Annotated in this window: 12 protein-coding genes; 2 read left to right on the forward strand and 10 right to left on the reverse strand. The window is 69.8% G+C overall.

The genetic code is table 11. The features are described 5' to 3' along the window. Nucleotides 1-41 precede the first annotated feature (41 nt). The 5 genes from clpB to ABD798_RS09585 form a co-directional block, all read right to left on the reverse strand. Nucleotides 42-2,642 (reverse strand): ATP-dependent chaperone ClpB, encoded by a 2,601-nt coding sequence (gene clpB / locus ABD798_RS09565; protein ID WP_344872782.1) that lies wholly within the window; start codon nt 2,640-2,642, stop codon nt 42-44. 121 nt (nt 2,643-2,763) lie between these two features. Further along, nucleotides 2,764-4,440 (reverse strand): MDR family MFS transporter, encoded by a 1,677-nt coding sequence (locus ABD798_RS09570; RefSeq protein ID WP_344872784.1) that lies wholly within the window; start codon nt 4,438-4,440, stop codon nt 2,764-2,766. Then, the gene (locus tag ABD798_RS09575) at nt 4,437-4,922 is read right to left on the reverse strand and encodes a MarR family winged helix-turn-helix transcriptional regulator (RefSeq protein ID WP_344872786.1); all 486 of its coding nucleotides are present in this window, start codon (nt 4,920-4,922) and stop codon (nt 4,437-4,439) included. Before ABD798_RS09575 ends, ABD798_RS09570 begins: the two co-directional genes overlap by 4 nt. A 57-nt stretch (nt 4,923-4,979) precedes the next feature. Then, complete coding sequence (locus tag ABD798_RS09580) at nt 4,980-5,435, reverse strand: MarR family winged helix-turn-helix transcriptional regulator (protein WP_344872788.1); 456 nt, start codon at nt 5,433-5,435, stop codon at nt 4,980-4,982. A 348-nt stretch (nt 5,436-5,783) separates the two neighbouring features. After that, nucleotides 5,784-6,479 (reverse strand): pyridoxamine 5'-phosphate oxidase family protein, encoded by a 696-nt coding sequence (locus ABD798_RS09585; RefSeq protein WP_344872790.1) that lies wholly within the window; start codon nt 6,477-6,479, stop codon nt 5,784-5,786. A 556-nt stretch (nt 6,480-7,035) separates the two neighbouring features. On the opposite strand from ABD798_RS09585, the gene ABD798_RS09590 reads away from it, so the two are divergent. Next, nucleotides 7,036-8,139: an FAD-binding oxidoreductase gene (locus ABD798_RS09590; protein ID WP_344872792.1), complete on the forward strand. Its 1,104-nt coding sequence runs from the start codon at nt 7,036-7,038 to the stop codon at nt 8,137-8,139. Between the two features lie 38 nt (nt 8,140-8,177). Here the strand turns inward: ABD798_RS09590 and ABD798_RS09595 are convergent, their stop codons facing one another. From ABD798_RS09595 to dnaK, 5 genes are all read right to left on the reverse strand, one after another. Continuing rightward, a complete protein-coding gene (locus tag ABD798_RS09595) occupies nt 8,178-9,314 on the reverse strand; it encodes a sialidase family protein (RefSeq protein WP_344872794.1) in 1,137 nt (378 codons plus the stop codon). Between the two features lie 133 nt (nt 9,315-9,447). Further along, entirely contained in the window at nt 9,448-9,921 is a 474-nt protein-coding gene (locus ABD798_RS09600; RefSeq protein WP_344872796.1) for a heat shock protein transcriptional repressor HspR, read from the reverse strand. Continuing rightward, nucleotides 9,921-11,120, reverse strand: a complete 1,200-nt coding sequence (dnaJ, locus tag ABD798_RS09605) for a molecular chaperone DnaJ (RefSeq protein WP_344872798.1) — start codon at nt 11,118-11,120, stop codon at nt 9,921-9,923. Before dnaJ ends, ABD798_RS09600 begins: the two co-directional genes overlap by 1 nt. 27 nt (nt 11,121-11,147) lie before the next feature. After that, complete coding sequence (grpE, locus tag ABD798_RS09610) at nt 11,148-11,846, reverse strand: nucleotide exchange factor GrpE (RefSeq protein WP_344872800.1); 699 nt, start codon at nt 11,844-11,846, stop codon at nt 11,148-11,150. Next, nucleotides 11,843-13,690 (reverse strand): molecular chaperone DnaK, encoded by a 1,848-nt coding sequence (dnaK, locus tag ABD798_RS09615; RefSeq protein WP_344872802.1) that lies wholly within the window; start codon nt 13,688-13,690, stop codon nt 11,843-11,845. The genes grpE and dnaK overlap by 4 nt, the downstream gene beginning before the upstream one ends. 410 nt (nt 13,691-14,100) lie before the next feature. On the opposite strand from dnaK, the gene ABD798_RS09620 reads away from it, so the two are divergent. Beyond that, on the forward strand, nt 14,101-16,272 hold the full coding sequence (locus ABD798_RS09620) for an LPXTG cell wall anchor domain-containing protein (RefSeq protein WP_344872804.1): 2,172 nt from the start codon (nt 14,101-14,103) through the stop codon (nt 16,270-16,272). Nucleotides 16,273-16,468: the final 196 nt, after the last annotated feature.

Here is a 16,468-nt window from a genome sequence, read left to right on the forward strand (position 1 = left end):
ACGTGTCGGTGGACGATCTCACCCGACCGGGCGCACCCCGGCTACGCCTGCTGGTTCCCCGCGTTGACCTGCAAGGACGAGTTGTCGTCGGTCACGTCGACGAACACGGTGTCACCGTCGCGAACATCACCCGACAGTAGGTTCCTGGCGAGCTGGTCGCCGATGCTCGACTGCACCAGTCTGCGCAGCGGCCGGGCCCCGTAGACGGGGTCGAAGCCGTTCAGCGCGAGCCAGTCGCGGGCCGCCGGGGTGACCTCCAGGCGCAGCCGCCGCTGCTCCAGCCGCTTGGCCAGCTTGGCCACCTGGATGTCCACGATCGAGGTCAGCTCCTCGGTGGCCAGCTGGTGGAAGACGACGACGTCGTCGAGCCGGTTCAGGAACTCCGGCTTGAAGTGCCGCTGCACCACGCCGAGCACCGCCTCCTGGCGCTGCCGCTCGTCCAGCGCGATGTCGGTCAGCGCGTGCGAGCCGAGGTTGGAGGTCAGCACCAGGATCGTGCTCCGGAAGTCCACGGTGCGGCCCTGGCCGTCGGTCAGCCTGCCGTCGTCGAGCACCTGGAGCAGCACGTCGAAGACGTCCTGGTGGGCCTTCTCCACCTCGTCGAGCAGCACGACGCTGTACGGCCGCCGCCGCACCGCCTCGGTCAGCTGACCGCCCTGGTCGTAGCCGACGTAGCCGGGCGGAGCGCCGACGAGCCGCGCGACCGTGTGCTTGTCGCCGTACTCGCTCATGTCGATGCGGATCATCGCCCGCTCGTCGTCGAACAGGAACTCCGCCAGCGCCTTGGCCAGCTCGGTCTTGCCGACGCCGGTGGGGCCGAGGAACAGGAACGAGCCGGTCGGGCGGTCGGGGTCGGCGACGCCCGCGCGCGCCCTGCGGACGGCGTCGGAGACCGCGCGCACGGCCTCGGCCTGGCCGATCACCCGCGCTCCGAGCTCCTCCTCCATGCGCAGCAGCTTGGCGGTCTCGCCCTCCAGCAGCCGCCCTGCGGGGATGCCGGTCCAGGAGCTGACCACGTCGGCGACGTCGTCGGCGGTGACCTCCTCCTTGAGCATCACGTCGGCGTCGGGGGCCGTCACGGCCGCGGTCGCGGCGTCGAGTTCCTTCTCCAGCGCGGGAATCCGGCCGTAGCGCAGCTCGGCGGCCCTGCCGAGGTCGCCGTCGCGCTCGGCCCGCTCCGACTCGCCGCGCAGCTGTTCCAGCTGCTCCTTCAGCTCGCGGACGCGCTCGATGGAGCCCTTCTCGTTCTGCCAGCGCGCGGTCAGCGCGGCGAGCGCCTCCCGCTGCTCGGCCAGCTCGGCGCGCAGCGCGTCCAGCCGGACCTTCGAGGCGGCGTCGTCCTCTTTGGACAGTGCCATCTCCTCGATCTCCAAGCGCCGCACCGAGCGCTCGACCTCGTCGATCTCCACCGGCCGCGAGTCGATCTCCATGCGGAGCCGGGACGCGGCCTCGTCGACCAGGTCGATCGCCTTGTCCGGCAGGAAGCGCGCGGTGATGTAGCGATCGGACAGCGTCGCGGCGGCGACAAGCGCGCTGTCGGTGATCCGGACGCCGTGGTGGACCTCGTAGCGCTCCTTGAGCCCGCGCAGGATGCCCACCGCGTCGGCCACGCTGGGCTCGCCGACCAGCACCTGCTGGAAGCGCCGCTCCAGCGCGGGGTCCTTCTCGATGTGCTTGCGGTACTCGTCCAGCGTGGTCGCGCCGACCATGCGCAGCTCGCCGCGCGCCAGCATCGGCTTGATCATGTTGCCCGCGTCCATCGCCCCCTCACCGGAGGCGCCCGCGCCGACGATCGTGTGCAGCTCGTCGATGAAGGTGATCACCTGGCCCGCCGAGTCGGTGATCTCCTTGAGCACGGCCTTGAGCCGCTCCTCGAACTCGCCGCGGAACTTCGCCCCGGCCACCATCGAGCCCATGTCCAGCGAGATGACCCGCTTGCCGCGCAAGGACTCCGGCACGTCACCGGCGACGACGCGCTGGGCGAGGCCCTCGACGATCGCGGTCTTGCCGACGCCGGGTTCGCCGATCAGCACCGGGTTGTTCTTGGTGCGCCTGGACAGCACCTGGACCACGCGGCGGATCTCCGCGTCGCGGCCGATCACCGGGTCCAGCTCGCCGCGCCGCGCGCGCTCGGTCAGGTCGACGCCGTACTTCTCCAGCGCCTTGAAGGTGCCCTCGGGATCGGGGCTGGTGATCCGCGAGGTGCCGCGCACCTTGGCGAAGGCCTCGCGGATCGCGTCGGCGTTGGCGCCGTGCCGCACCAGCAGCTCGCCGACCTGACCGCCCTTGGCCGCGAGGCCGACCAGCAGGTGCTCGGTGGAGACGTACTCGTCGCCCATCTCGGTCGCGAGGTGCTGCGCGTGGGTGATCGACCGGACGGCGTCGCCGGAGAAGTTCGGCGCGTTCACCGTCGTGCCCGAGGCCGCGGGCAGCCCGGTGGCGAGCTTGTCCAGCTCGTCGCGGACCTTCCTGGGGTCCGCACCGACCGCTGTCAGCAGCGGCGCGGCCAGGCCGTCCGCCTGCGCCAGCAGGGCGCCGAGCAGGTGCACCGTGCCCACGTCCGGGTTCCCGGCGACGGTCGCCGCCTGGATCGCGGCGGAGATCGCCTGCTGTGCCTTCGTGGTCGGATTGAAAGCGTCCATTCCCCCACCTCATCAGAACCGGGCCAACACCCGGACCAACGTGCGAAAGGTTGAGTGTGTTCCGCTCAACTTAGCTGAGGTGCCGCATCGCGGGGTGGCGTCCGTCACCCCGCGAGTCACGTCATCTGTGGCCTGTGGATGGTTCCCAGCTGTCCACAGGAGAATCCACAGATCCGTCGCGCTGCTCCACACGTTGGCCCGGCTTACCCCCAGGTAGCGCCACATCACTCACATGCTTCACACCAGTACCCACAGGTTGGGTGGAGTTATCCCCAATCCCCAGTTCGTTGTCCACAGGGTTGTCCTCAGGGGCTGTGGATGAACCGCGCAGCGGTACCTCCTTGATCAACAACACCGAGGCCAGTGTGACCAGTGAGATCACCGCAGCGATCAGGAACAGCACTCCGGTGGCGTCCCCGTAGGCGTCGCGGACCACGGTGCGCACGGGTTCGGGCAGGTGGGCGAGGTCCAGTGAACCGCCGCCCCCGGTCGCACCGTGCAGCTTCTCGGTGACGAGCCCGGAGACCTGGGCCGCCAGCACCGCGCCGAGCACCGACACCCCGGCCGTGCCGCCGAGCGAGCGGAAGAAGGTCACCGTCGAGCTGGCCGCGCCGAGATCTCGGACGTCGGTGGAGTTCTGCACCGCCAGCACCAGGTTCTGCGTGCTCAACCCGAGGCCGAGCCCGAGCAGCAGCTGGTAGCCGCCGAGCAGCCAGAGCGAGGTGCCGTGGTCCACGCCCGACATCAGCGCCAGGCCGAGCACCATCAGCACCGCGCCCGAGACCAGGAAGCCCTTCCACCGCCCGGTGCGCGTGATCATCTGCCCGGACAGCGTCGACGAGACGAGCAGTCCGAAGATCAGCGGCAGCGTGAGCAGACCGGAGATCGTCGGCGAGAACCCGCGCGCGAGCTGGAAGTACTGGCCGAGGAAGACCGACGCGCCGAACATCCCGGTGCCGACCGCGATGCTCGCCAGCACGCCGAGCACGAGCGTGCGGTTGCGGAACAGGCGCAGCGGGATGATCGGCTCGCGCACCCTGCGCTCCACCACCAGCGCGGCCCCGAGGACCACGACCGAGCCGAGCACGAACGCGGCGCTCTGCCAGGACAGCCACGGGAAGTTCTTGCCCACCAAGGAGATCCAGATCAGCAGCAGGCTCACGCCGCCGGTGATCAGCGTTGCGCCCGCCCAGTCGATGCTGACCTCGCGGCGCAGCACGGGCAGGTGCAGCGTCCTGCCGATCACGTACATCGCGAGCAGCGCCAGCGGCACCACCACGAAGAAGCACCAGCGCCAGCCGAGCCAGTCGGTGTCCACGATGAACCCGCCTGCCAGTGGCCCCGCGACGGTGGCGACGGCCAGCACCGAACCGGTGTAGCCGCTGTAGCGACCGCGCTCGCGCGGGCTGACCATCGCCGCGATGACCACCTGGGCCAGCGCCTGCACGCCGCCGAGCCCGAGGCCCTGCACAGCGCGGTAGGCGATCAGCTCCGGCATCGACTGGGCCAGCCCGCAGAGCACCGAGCCGAAGGTGAACAGGCCGATCGCCACCTGGTAGAGCAGCTTCTTGCTGAACAGGTCGGCGAGCTTGCCCCAGAGCGGCGTGGTCGCGGTCGAGGCGAGCAGGGTGGCGGTGACGACCCAGGTGTACTGGCTCTGCGTGCCCTTCAGGTCGGCGAGGATCGTCGGCAGGGCGTTGGCCACGATGGTCGAGCTGAGGATCGCCACCAGCAGCGCCAGCAACAACCCCGTCATCGCCCGCAGGACTTCGCGGTGCGACATGGGTGTTTCGTTCATCGGGTGGCTCCGGTCGGAGTTGTCGGTTCGAGCGCTTCGCGGACGGCGCGCGCCATGGCCTCGATCAGTGAGCTGACCCGGTGCACATCGTCATCCGGCCAGCTGTCGAGCGCTCGGCGGAGCCATTCCGTCTGCCGTCGTCGCCACCCGTCGAGCACCTCGATGCCCTTGGCGGTCGCGCTGATCAGGTGCACGCGCCCGTCGCCCGGCGCGGGGCGGCGGCTCACCAGGCCCGCGCGCTCCAGCTGGGCGATCTGCCTGCTGACCACGGACGGGTCGACGGCGCGTTCCTGGGCGAGCGTGCCGCCCGCGCACTCGCCGCGCCGCTCGAACTCGGAGAGCAGGCTGATCAACGCGAGGCTGGGTTCGCCCTGCTCGACCTGGCGGTGCGCCACCGCGTGCCGGAGCTGGACGAGTTCGCGGACCTGCTGGATGAGTTCGACGCAGGTCTCGGTGGTGGGTGCCACGGCTGCCTCCCTCATGGTTGCACAATACAACTATAAGGGAGTTAGTTGTGCTCAGCAACCTTTTGTGGGGGCTTAGAGGTCCTCGTTGAGCTTGCCGAGCAGGTCGGCGAGCGCGCGGATGTCGTCGGTCTCCCAGTCGGCGAAGTTCTGCCAGAACCGCTGCCTGCGCTCGGAGCGCACCGCGACCAGCCGCTGCCTGCCGCTCTCGGTCAGCTGCACCAGCCGCGCCCTGCCGTCGGTGGGATCGGCGACGCGCTCGATCAGCTCCAGCGACTCCAGCTGCGCGAGCTGCCTGCTCACCGTCGACTTGTCCAGCCCGAAGCGCTCGGCCAGCTCGGCGGCGCGCACCGGTTCGCTGTCGGCGATGAAGACCAGCAGCCCGTACGCGGCGGCGTCCAGGTCCGGGTGCAGCCGGGCGGCCAGTGTCAGCGACAGGCTCCGCGCGCGCCGGAACAGCACCGACAGCTCGCGCTCCACCGCGTCCCCGGCCGCGCGCCGGTGCGAGTGCGCCGTGTCCTCGTCGCTCATCGTCCCCTGGTCTTCCCTCGAACCGCCCAAAAGGGAAACCTAGGCCACACCCCTGTTCGATCCCCGTGACCATCCGGGTGGCACACCCCGCAGAGCCCTGAACGACCCCTTCAGGTACTTGAGCGCACCAAACGACCCGTTCAGGGCTCCTGACGCACCAAACGACCCGTTCAGCGCCCTCAACGCACCAATCGGGTCGTTCAGGGCTCCCCGCCACGCGCGCCAATGACTCGTTCATGTGGTTGAGCGTGCTGAATGAGTCATTGAGGGCGCTCAAGTACCTCAATGAGTCATTCAGCTACTTCAACGGACCGAACGCGGCATTGGCGTGCGTCTGGGCGGGGTGGGTCAGTCGCGGTGGCCCGCCTGGGTGGGTTGCCAGGACTTGGGCAGCTCCTTCGCGCCGAAGTAGTCGCCGCCCTTGCGCTTGGCGTCGTCGGTTCCCCACGGGCGGTCGCGACCGACCGGCACCATGCGCGGGATGTGCTTGCGGCAGTGGATGTAGGCCTCCTCGACCTGCACCACCACCCAGCGCTCGGGCGTGCGGCCCTTCTCGAAGTCCGTCGGTAGATCGGAGTGCTCGGCGCGCAGGTCGGCGTCCTCCACGATCCTGGCGTGCCCGTTGACGTGCAGGCCGATCACGTCCTCGGCGAAGTCGATCATCAGGATGCCCACGTGCGGGTTCTCGCTGATGTTGCCGAGGCTGGCCATCACGCCGTTGCCCCGGTACTCGGGGTACGCGAGGTGGCCGGAGTCGAGCGCGCGGACGAATCCGGGCGGCCCGGCGCGCAGCGAGGCGTCGCACTCGCCCTTGTTGTCGGCGGTGGAGACGAACAGCATCTCCATCCGGCCGACGAACTCGACCATCTTCTCGTTGAGGTGGTCGAGCACCTGGTCGTTGTAGAAGCGCTCGGCCCGCTTGTGGGTGCCGTACACGTTCTGCAGCAGGTGTTCGCCGCGCGAGCCGGGCAACCGGTCGCCGGGATCGGCGTGCGGGTCCTCCGGCGGGAGGGCGATCAGCCTGGTCGGCGCCTCGGCGGGCACCGGCCGCCGGAGCAGTTGGGTCGGTTGGTCGGAGGTGGGGCGAACAGGTGCGCCGGAAGGGCTTTCTGGAACACCCCGTCGCACGGGAGAATGGGGGAGCGGAACCGCGCTCGACGCACCGGGAGTCCGCTGCCGCTCGTGATCGACTGGACGGGTCACCGGCACGGTCGGGGGACGTGGCGGTGTCTCGGCCAGCTCCAGTAGCAGTAGGTCAGGACCGGCGGTGCCGGTCGGGACGGGGGAGTCGGGGATCACCGCGCCACGGTGTCACGATCAGGTGGGTCCACGCACATGCAGGTGGGAGGTTCGCCCGTTGGCCGGAAGTCTGTACACACGCAGTAAGCAAATTGCACTCGAAGGTGGCATCAAGGGGCCACTGGGCTGGATGAAGAGTTAGTGTCCACCCTGTCGGGGGACGCTCATCGACCAATGGTGTGCCAAGGCGGTACGCCGTACAACGTGGAGAAGACGCGCCCGGACCATGACCGCGAACGCCGTGCTTATGCCAGTGCCACCCTCGCAACCTAACCGCCAGCCCCCTGCCCAGGTCTCCGCCATGGTGCGGATGATCAGGGAGAGCTTCGCGGTCGTCGAGCCGGTGGCCGAGGATGTCGCCAGGTTCTTCTACGGGATGCTTTTCAGCCTCGCACCGGCCACTCGCGAGCTGTTCCCGGCGAACATGGAGGTGCAACGCAGCCGACTGCTGCGTGCGCTGGTCCACGTCGTTCAGATGGTGGACCGCCCCGATGACCTTGTCCCCTTCCTGCGGCAGCTCGGCCGCGACCACCGCAAGTTCGGTGTCGTGGCCAGCCACTACGAGGCTGTCGGCACCGCGCTGTTGTCCTCCGTGCGCAAGTACGCGGGCGACGCGTGGACCTCGGACGTCGAACGCGCGTGGGCCGAGGCCTACACGATCATGGCCCGCACCATGCAGGAGGCGGCCAACGCCGATGAGAGCCCTGCCTGGTGGAACGGCCAGGTCGTCGGTCACCAGCGGCTGAGCTGGGACCTCGCGGTCGTGCGCGTGCAGACCGAGTACCCGATCCCCTACCGCGCCGGCCAGTACGTCAGCGTCGAGACCCCGCAGCGCCCCCGCCTGTGGCGCTACCTCTCGCCCGCCAACGGCCCGCGCGAGGACGGGATGATGGAGTTCCACGTCCGCTCGGTCGAGGGTGGCTGGGTCAGCCGCGCGATCGTCGGGCACGCCCAGATCGGCGACGTCTGGCGGATCGGTCCGCCGATGGGCCGGATGGGCGTCGACCGCACCAGCGGCCGCGACGTGCTGATGGTCGCGGGCGGGACCGGTGTCGCGCCGATGCGCGCGATGGTCGACGACATGGCCCAGTGGGGCGAGAACCCGAGGGTCAACCTGTTCGTCGGCGGCCGCACCCGCGCCGACCTGTACGACCTGGAGAACCTCCAGCGGTTGGCCATGGCCAACCCGTGGCTGACCGTGGTGCCCGCGCTGGAGGCCGACCCCGGTGCGCGCGGCGTCGAACACGGCTCGCTCGCCGACGTCGTCACCCGCTACGGCTCGTGGAACGACCGCGACGTGCTGGTCTGCGGTTCGCCCGCGATGATCCGCGCGACCGTCTCCAGGATGCTCGTCGCGGGAACACCGCTCGACCGGATCAAGTACGACCCGTTCACCCTCGACTGAGTGCGTGGCGGACCCGCCCGGGTCCGCCACGCACCGCCTCAGGCCGGTAGCGGGCCGGTGGCGAAGAACGCCCGGCAGCTCTGGTCCGCGACGTAGTCGGTGGAGATCTCCAGCACCCGCTTGCCGTCCAGCGAGGGCACGAGCGTCGGGCTGTAGTTCGGGCAGTAGTTGTCCCGCGCGCCGGGAACCGGAACCGGGGCGACGCCCTCGGTCCACCGGCCGTTCCCGTTGGTGTCGTTGACGAACAGCGTCCGCCCGTTGCCCGGGGCGACCGAGCCGTCCGCGTTCTGCAGGATCTGGCCGATCAGCAGCAGCCTGCCCTGCGGCGTGAGCGCGATCGTCGGCGTGTGCGTGAAGTACCGCCCGTGCGTGCTCTCCACCAGCGTGCCGAAGTTGAACGGGTCGCCCCAGTTCACGCCGTCCTCGGAGCTGCGGTGGTAGACCGCGCAGAAGTACTTGCCGAACTGCGCGCAGATCTCGTAGGTCATGAAGAAGCCGCCGTTGCCCAGGCGCCGAACGTTCGGCATTCCCGGTCGGTGCCAACGGTTCCCGCTCGTCACCACGTGCGTCTTGGGGCCCCACGTGACGCCGTCGACCGACACCCGCTGCGCGATCAGCTGGTCGAAGCGCGGTTTCTCCGTCTCGTCGGCGAACTGGCAGACCAGCCGCCCCTGCCGGTCGACGAACAGCTCCGGCTCCCACAGGCCCTGCCCGTTCGGGGAGTCGTAGCAGGAGGTCAGCTGCGACCAGGTGCGCCCGCGGTCGCGGCTCTGCCAGACCCGCAGCGACATGTTCCGCTCGTCCTGGCCGACGCTGCCCGCCCACAGCAGCGTGCCCTTGGCCAGCTTGCCGACCTTCTGCGGCAGCTCGTACAGGTGCGTGCAGCACAACCCGTGCGCCGCAAGGGGATCCTTGATCGCGCCGATCTTGCGGAAGCTCTTGCCGTCATCGCGGCTCTCGTAGATCGAACCGATCCCGGCGCCGTTGGTGTAGGTCGTGGTGGTGGCGATGACGCGGCCGTTGAACGGGCCGGAGTGCTGGAGGCGGATCGCCCTGGGGTAGGTCGCGTGCGTCTGTTCGAGCGGCCGCACCGGGCTGGGCTCCGCGAGCGCGGGAACGGCGCTCGCGAGCAGCACGAGTACGGCCAGGAGAACCTGGCCTGCACGGCGATGCATGGGGCTCCTCGGGGAAGGAGAGCGTGTCGGGGAGGCACACTTTCCCATTCCGCTGGGCCGAACGTCGCATCACCCTAGGCCTTTTGCCCCATTCGGCGCAGTGATCGACTCCGCGTGAAGGCCCGTGGACCGGTCAGCGGCGGGGGCGGGGGCGCCAGATGACGAGCGCGGTGGACTGGGGCTTCACCGGCACGAGGTCGCGGCGGTAGGAGGCGTGCACCGCGGCGGCCGCGCTCTCGGCTGCGGCGTGGGCCGCGGCCAGTTGCTCATGCGCGTCGGCGAGGCGTTCGGTGAGCTCGGAGACCTTGGCGCCCAAGGCGTCCACGTGCTGTTCGAGGTCGATGATGCGCTTGATCGCGGAGAGGCTGATGCCCTCCTCCTGCGAGAGTCGCTGGACCTGGCGCAGCAGGGTGATGTCGCGGGCGGAGTAGCGGCGCCCGCCGCCTGAGGAGCGACCGGGGGAGACCAACCCCAGCCGGTCGTAGGTGCGCAGCGTCTGCGCGTGCAGCCCGGCGAGCTGCGCCGCCACCGAGATGACGAACACCGGGGTGTCCTCGTCGGTGCCGGGAGCCGCCGGGATGCCCTGCCGGCCGGGGTTGGGGTTCATCACGTCTCCCCTGGGTCCTTCTTCTTCTCCTGCAGCAACGCGTTCAGGCCGGCCCTCGGGTCGGCGCCCGCGCTCGCCTCGGCGTAGGCCTCCAGCGCGGCGCGTGCCTTGTCGTCCACCGTGGACGGAACGTGCACCTGCAAGGTGATCAGCAGATCGCCCGCCTGCCCGTCCTTGCGGACCACACCCCGGCCCCGGACCCGCAGCACCCGGCCGCTCGCGGTGCCCGAGGGCACCCGCACGGTCACGGAGGAGTCCAGCGTCGGGATGGTCAGTGTGGTCCCGAGCGCCAGCTCGGGGAAGGTCACCGGAACGCTCAGCGTCAGATCGTTGCCGGAACGGCCGAACACCTCGTGCGGGCTGACGTGCACCCGGACGTAGAGGTCACCGGCGGAGGCCCCGTTGCGGCCGGGCTCGCCCTGTCCGGAGAGCCGGATCTGCTGGCCGTCCTCGACCCCGGCGGGAATCCGGATGTTCAGCGCGCGGGTCCGCGTGCTGATCCCGTCCCCGCCGCACTCGCCGCACGGCGTGTCGATGATCTTGCCGTTGCCCCGGCAGTCCCGGCACGGCTCGCTGAAGGCGAACGCGCCCTGGTTGCGGGTGACCAGACCGGAACCCGAGCAGCTCGGGCAGATCCTCGGCGAGGTGCCGGGGGCCGCGCCGTCGCCGCCGCAGGTTCCGCACGTGGTCGGGCTGGACAGGCGCAGCAGCACCGTCGCGCCCTTGACCGCGTCGACGAACTCGATGCGCACCTCGGCCTCGACGTCGGAGCCGCGCCGGGCCCGGTTCGCCGAGCCCGCGCCGCCACCGCGCTTGCCGAACAGGCCGCCGAAGAGGTCGCTGAAACCGCCACCCCCACCGGCGCCCTGGCCGCCGCCGGCACCGCCGCCTCCGCCGAAGATGTTGCCGAAGTCGAAGCCGGTGTTGCCGCCGCTGAACCCGTCGAAGCCGCCGCGCCCGCCGCCGAAGAGGCTGCGGGCCTCGTCGTACTGCCTGCGCTTCTCCGGGTCGGAGAGCACGGCGTAGGCCTCGGAGACGGACTTGAACCTGGATTCGGCCGCCGCGTCACCGGGGTTGGCGTCGGGGTGCAGCTCCCGCGCCAGCTTCCGGTACGACTTCTTGATCTCCTCGGCCGTCGCCGACGAGGAGACGCCCAACTCGCCGTAGAAGTCCTTCTCGATCCAGTCCCGCGCACTCATCGGGCGTCCCCTCCCCTCGAACCTCGGTCAGCCTTCGCCACGGTCGCCGGAGTCCGGCTCGACGACCTGCGCGGCCGGCTCGTGGTCGGTCACGCCGACCAGCGCCGGGCGCACGACGCGGTCGCCGAAGCGGTAGCCGCGCCGCATCACCAGCGTCACCGTCGGTCCGGAGACCTCGGGCGAGGTGCTGTGCTGGACCGCCTCGTGCACCGACGGGTCGAACGGCTCGTTCTCCGTGCCGAAGGGCTCAAGCCCGGCCTTGGTGAGCGCCGCGCCGAGCTTGTCGGCGACCGACTTGAACGCGCCGGTGAGGTCGCCGTGCGCCTCGGCCCGCTCCAGGTCGTCGAGCACGCCGAGCAGGTCGGTGACCACCTGTGCCTTCGCACCCGCGATCACCGCCTCCCGGTCGCGCTCCACGCGCTTGCGGTAGTTGGCGTACTCGGCGCTCAGCCGCTGGAGGTCCGCGGTGCGCTCGGCCAGCTGGGCCTGCAGCGCCTCGGCCTCCTCAACGGAGACCGAGGGCTGCGCGGCCTGCTCGGCGTCGATGACGTCGGCCGCCTCGGTGGCGGCGTGCCTGCCGCCGTCCTGTGCCACCGGGCCGGAGCCGGGCTCCTCGCCGGAGGGAGCGGGCGGGCGGACCTCGCCGGTCTCCGGGTCGACGCGGCGCCGGTCGCGGACCACCACGCGGGGCTCGCCCTCCTGGTGCTCCGAGTGCCCCGCCGTCACTTCTTGCCCTTCTCGTCGTCGACGATCTCGGCGTCCACCACGTCGTCGGCCTTGGCATCGGCACCGGCGCCCTGCGCGCCCGCACCGGCGGCACCCTCGGGCGCGGCCTGGGCGTACATGGCCTGGCCGAGGGCCTGGGACTCGGCGTTGAGCTTCTCCACCGCGTCCTTGATGGCGGCGATGTCGGTGCCCTTCAGCGCCTCCTGCGCGCCGGAGATGGCCGCGCCGACCTTCTCCTTGGCCTCGGCGGGGACCTTCTCGTCGTTGTCCTTGAGGAACTTCTCGGTCTGGTAGACCAGGGTCTCGGCCTGGTTGCGGACCTCGGCCTCCTCGCGGCGCTTCTTGTCCTCGTCCGCGTGCGCCTCGGCGTCCTTCATCATGCGGTCGATCTCGTCCTTGCCGAGAGCGGAGCCGCCGCTGATGGTCATGCCCTGCTCCTTGCCGGTGGCAAGGTCCTTGGCCTGCACGTGCACGATGCCGTTGGCGTCGATGTCGAAGGTGACCTCGATCTGCGGCACGCCGCGCGGGGCCGACGGCAGGCCGACGAGGTCGAAGGTGCCGAGCTTCTTGTTGTAGGCCGCGATCTCGCGCTCGCCCTGGTAGACCTGGATGCCGACCGTGGTCTGGTTGTCGTCGGCGGTGGAGAAGATCTCCGAGCGCTTGGTCGGGATCGTGGTGTTGCGCTCGATGAGCTTGGTCATCACGCCGCCCTTGGTCTCGATGCCCAGGCTCAGCGGGGTGACGTCGAGCAGCAGGACGTCCTTGACCTCGCCCTTGAGGACACCGGCCTGCAGCGCGGCGCCGATGGCGACGACCTCGTCCGGGTTCACGCCCTTGTTCGGCTCGCGACCACCGGTCAGCTCCTTGACGAGCTCGGCGACGGCGGGCATCCGGGTGGAGCCGCCGACCAGGACGACGTGGTCGATGTTGCCGATCGGGATGCCGGCGTCCTTGATCACGTTGTTGAACGGCGCGCGGCAGCGGTCGAGCAGGTCCGAGGTGATCCGCTGGAACTCGGCGCGGGTCAGCGTCTCGTCCAGGAACAGCGGGTTCTTGTCCGCGTCGACGGTGATGTACGGCAGGTTGATGCTGGCGGTGGAGGAGCTGGAGAGCTCGATCTTCGCCTTCTCCGCGGCCTCGCGGATCCGCTGCATCGCCATCTTGTCCTTGGTCAGGTCGATGCCGCTGCTGACCTTGAACTTCTCCGCCAGCCAGTCGACGACGCGCTGGTCCCAGTCGTCGCCGCCGAGGTGGTTGTCACCGCTGGTCGCGCGGACCTCGACGACGCCGTCGCCGAGCTCCAGCAGCGAGACGTCGAAGGTGCCACCACCGAGGTCGAAGACCAGGATGGTCTGCTCCTTCTCGCCCTTGTCCAGGCCGTAGGCCAGCGCGGCGGAGGTCGGCTCGTTGACGATGCGCAGGACGTTGAGGCCCGCGATCTGGCCGGCCTCCTTGGTGGCCTGGCGCTGGGCGTCCTCGAAGTAGGCGGGGACGGTGATCACCGCGTCGGTGATCTCCTCGCCGAGGTAGGCCTCCGCGTCGCGCTTGAGCTTCATCAGCACGCGGGCACTGATCTCCTGCGGGGTGTACTTCTTGCCGTCGAGCTCGACCTTCCAGTCGGTGCCCATGTGGCGCTTCACGGACCGGATGGTCCGGTCGACGTTGGTGACCGCCTGGTTCTTGGCGGGCTGTCCGGTGAGCACCTCGCCGTTCTTGGCGAAGGCCACGATGGAGGGCGTCGTGCGCGAGCCCTCCGAGTTGGCGACGACAGTGGCCTCGCCGCCTTCGAGGACGGCGACGACGGAGTTGGTCGTCCCGAGGTCGATTCCGACCGCTCGCGCCATTGCAGTTTCCTCCGTGAATCGGTGTCTGTGGTCGCGCGCCCCGCCGTTGGGCCTTGAGCGCGCCTGGCTCAAGTCTGGATTCTCCCCGGCTCCTTCGTCAAACCGAAGTTGAGTGATCCGCGCTCAAGCTTTCTGACCGGGTCAACGCGCCGGGCCTCCGCGCGGTTCCCGGGACCGGGGCGACGGCGGTCACACTCTGTTGATCATGATCACCCGTACGACGGACGACGTAAGTATGCGTCCGAATGGAGTAGTGGCACGTTGAGCAGGTGAAATCTGGATAACAAAGCTCGCCCTTTCTTTCACAAAGTGGATACGGAGTCGCTCCCCGTGTGTCTAAGGTCCCGCCCGTCACCCGATTGAGCTAGCTGACCCGGGTGGCATGCATGTCACTGGGGAATGGAGATCAATTGTCCGAGGGAAGACTCCGCAGGGGCTTGGTCGCCGCTGCGGCGGTGACCGGTCTGGTCGCCCTGTCGGTGGCGTTCAGCGCCGGCGTGGCCCCGGCCGCCGAGCCGGACGCGGCCTCGACCGAGGCGACTGTCCGCCAGCTCCCGCCCGGCCTGAAGGACGCCATCCAGCGCGACCTGAAGACCGACGCCACCACCTACGTCAACGACGCCAAGGCCGCGCAGAAGGCCGCCGCCACCGGCGCCGAGCTGCGCAGGGAGCTCGGCCGCGAGTTCGGCGGCGTCTGGTTCGACCCGGCCAGCAAGAAGGTCAACATCGCGGTGACCTCCGAGGCCGCGGCGAAGAAGGCCCGCGCCGCCGGTGCCGAGGCGCACGTGCGCCCGACCACCGAGGCCAAGCTCAAGGACGCGCTCAACGCGCTGTCCGCCTGGGTCAAGTCGCTGCCGGAGGCCGAGCGCAAGCTGGTCTTCTCCGCGAGCATCGACGTCAAGGCAGGCAAGCTCAACATCGTGCTGGCCGATTCCGAGGACGGCCGTCGCATCGAGGGCAAGATGCCGAAGCCGCAGGTCTCCCAGGACGTGAAGTACGGCAAGCTCCAGCCGAAGGCCCCGGCCAACCTGCTCAACGGCAGCGGCTACATCGGCTCCAGCGGCGGGGCGAACCCGAGCTACGGGCTGTGCTCCATCGGCTTCAACGCCGTCGACCAGAGCGGCAAGCTCACCCCGCTGACCGCAGGCCACTGCGCGCTGATGCACACCCCGGCGCTCAAGGAGGTCTTCGTCGAGGTCAAGCAGGGCGGCCAGTCGACCTTCGGTGACAAGATCGGCGCCTTCGCCACCACCGTGTGGGACACCGCCGACAACGGCAACGGCCAGATCGACGAGCGCAAGGGCAACGACTACGCCACCATCCGGGTCACCAACCCGGCCGTGCGCGCGGTCCCCGAGGTCTACACCTGGGGCGCCAACGGCGGCAACGTCAAGGTCGACTCGGTCAGCCAGGCCATCGTCGGCATGAACGTCTGCAAGTCGGGCCGCACCACGGGCTGGACCTGCGGCAAGGTCGTCAACGAGCGCTCGCTCTGGTACATCGGTGACGGCTCCGAGAAGGGCAAGGCCCAGCTCGGCTTCGAGTTCCACGGTGCCTGCGTCGCCGGTGGCGACAGCGGCGGCGCGATCGTCGCGGGCGGTGCCGCGCTCGGCTGGAGCACCGGCGCGTACTTCGAGGACGGCAAGTGCATCAAGGTGCCGGACAACAACGGCAACATGACCTACCAGAACCTCGGCGAGAGCCTGGCGACCGACATCCTCACGCTGCCGGAGTTCAACAACAACAAGCTGACCGTGCTCACCACCGCCGGTGACGTGGACGGCGACGGTGTCAAGGACGTCGACGAGCTGTCGGCCAACCCGACCCAGACCAAGGACGCCAACGGCGACGGCATCGCCGCGCACCTGGACCCGGACGAGCCGAACCTGCGCCCGGCCACGGTCAAGGACCCGGCGGCCGACGCCAGGATCACCGAGACCAAGCCGACGCTCGGCGGTTTCGCCAAGCCCGGCGCCAAGGTCAGCGTCCAGCTCGACGGCAAGGACCTCGGCGAGGTCACCGGCACCGACAAGGCGGAGTGGACCCTCAAGGTCAGCTCCGACCTGGCGCTCGGCGCGCACGAGGTCAAGGTGAAGCAGACCCTGAAGGGCACCTCCTCCAAGGAGACCGCCTCGAAGTTCACCGTGGTCCCCGTCGCCCCGCAGATCACCGAGCCGAAGACCGGCACCACCAGCGACAACGCCCGCCCCGCCGTCGCGGGCACCGGTGTCGCCAAGGCGCTGGTCACCGTGACCGTCGACAACAAGAAGGTCGGCGAGGCCACCGTGGCCGCCGACGGCAAGTGGTCGCTGCCGCTGACCGCCGACCTGGCGGTGGGCGAGCGCGTGATCGGTGCCCGGCAGACGGTCGAGAAGATCGACTCCGAGGTCACCAGCGTCCGCTACACGGTGAAGGGTGCGGCCCAGCCGCAGCCCGGCAACAACAAGCCGGGTGGCGGCGGCGGTAACGGCGACCTCGCCGACACCGGTGTCGACTTCGTGTGGCAGATGATCGTCGGCGGTCTCGTCGCCCTCGTCGCGGGTGGCGCGCTGATGCTGAAGTTCCGCCGCCGCAAGGTCTGATGACCTGAGCGGAAGGCGGTAGAACGCCGGTGAGTGGCACAGGGCGCCACTCACCGGCGTTCTTTCACGTCCGGGTTAGGGAGCGCTCAGTCGGTGTGGGTTCGCGGCGTTTGCGAGGATGCGAGCTGATCTCCGAAGCCGGTGCGACTACCGCCACTTCCCTGTGGTTACTGGTCAGTAATATGGCGTAGTCTCC

The organism is Allokutzneria multivorans (assembly GCF_039537405.1).
In the GTDB taxonomy this organism is placed as follows: Bacteria; Actinomycetota; Actinomycetes; order Mycobacteriales; family Pseudonocardiaceae; genus Allokutzneria; species Allokutzneria multivorans.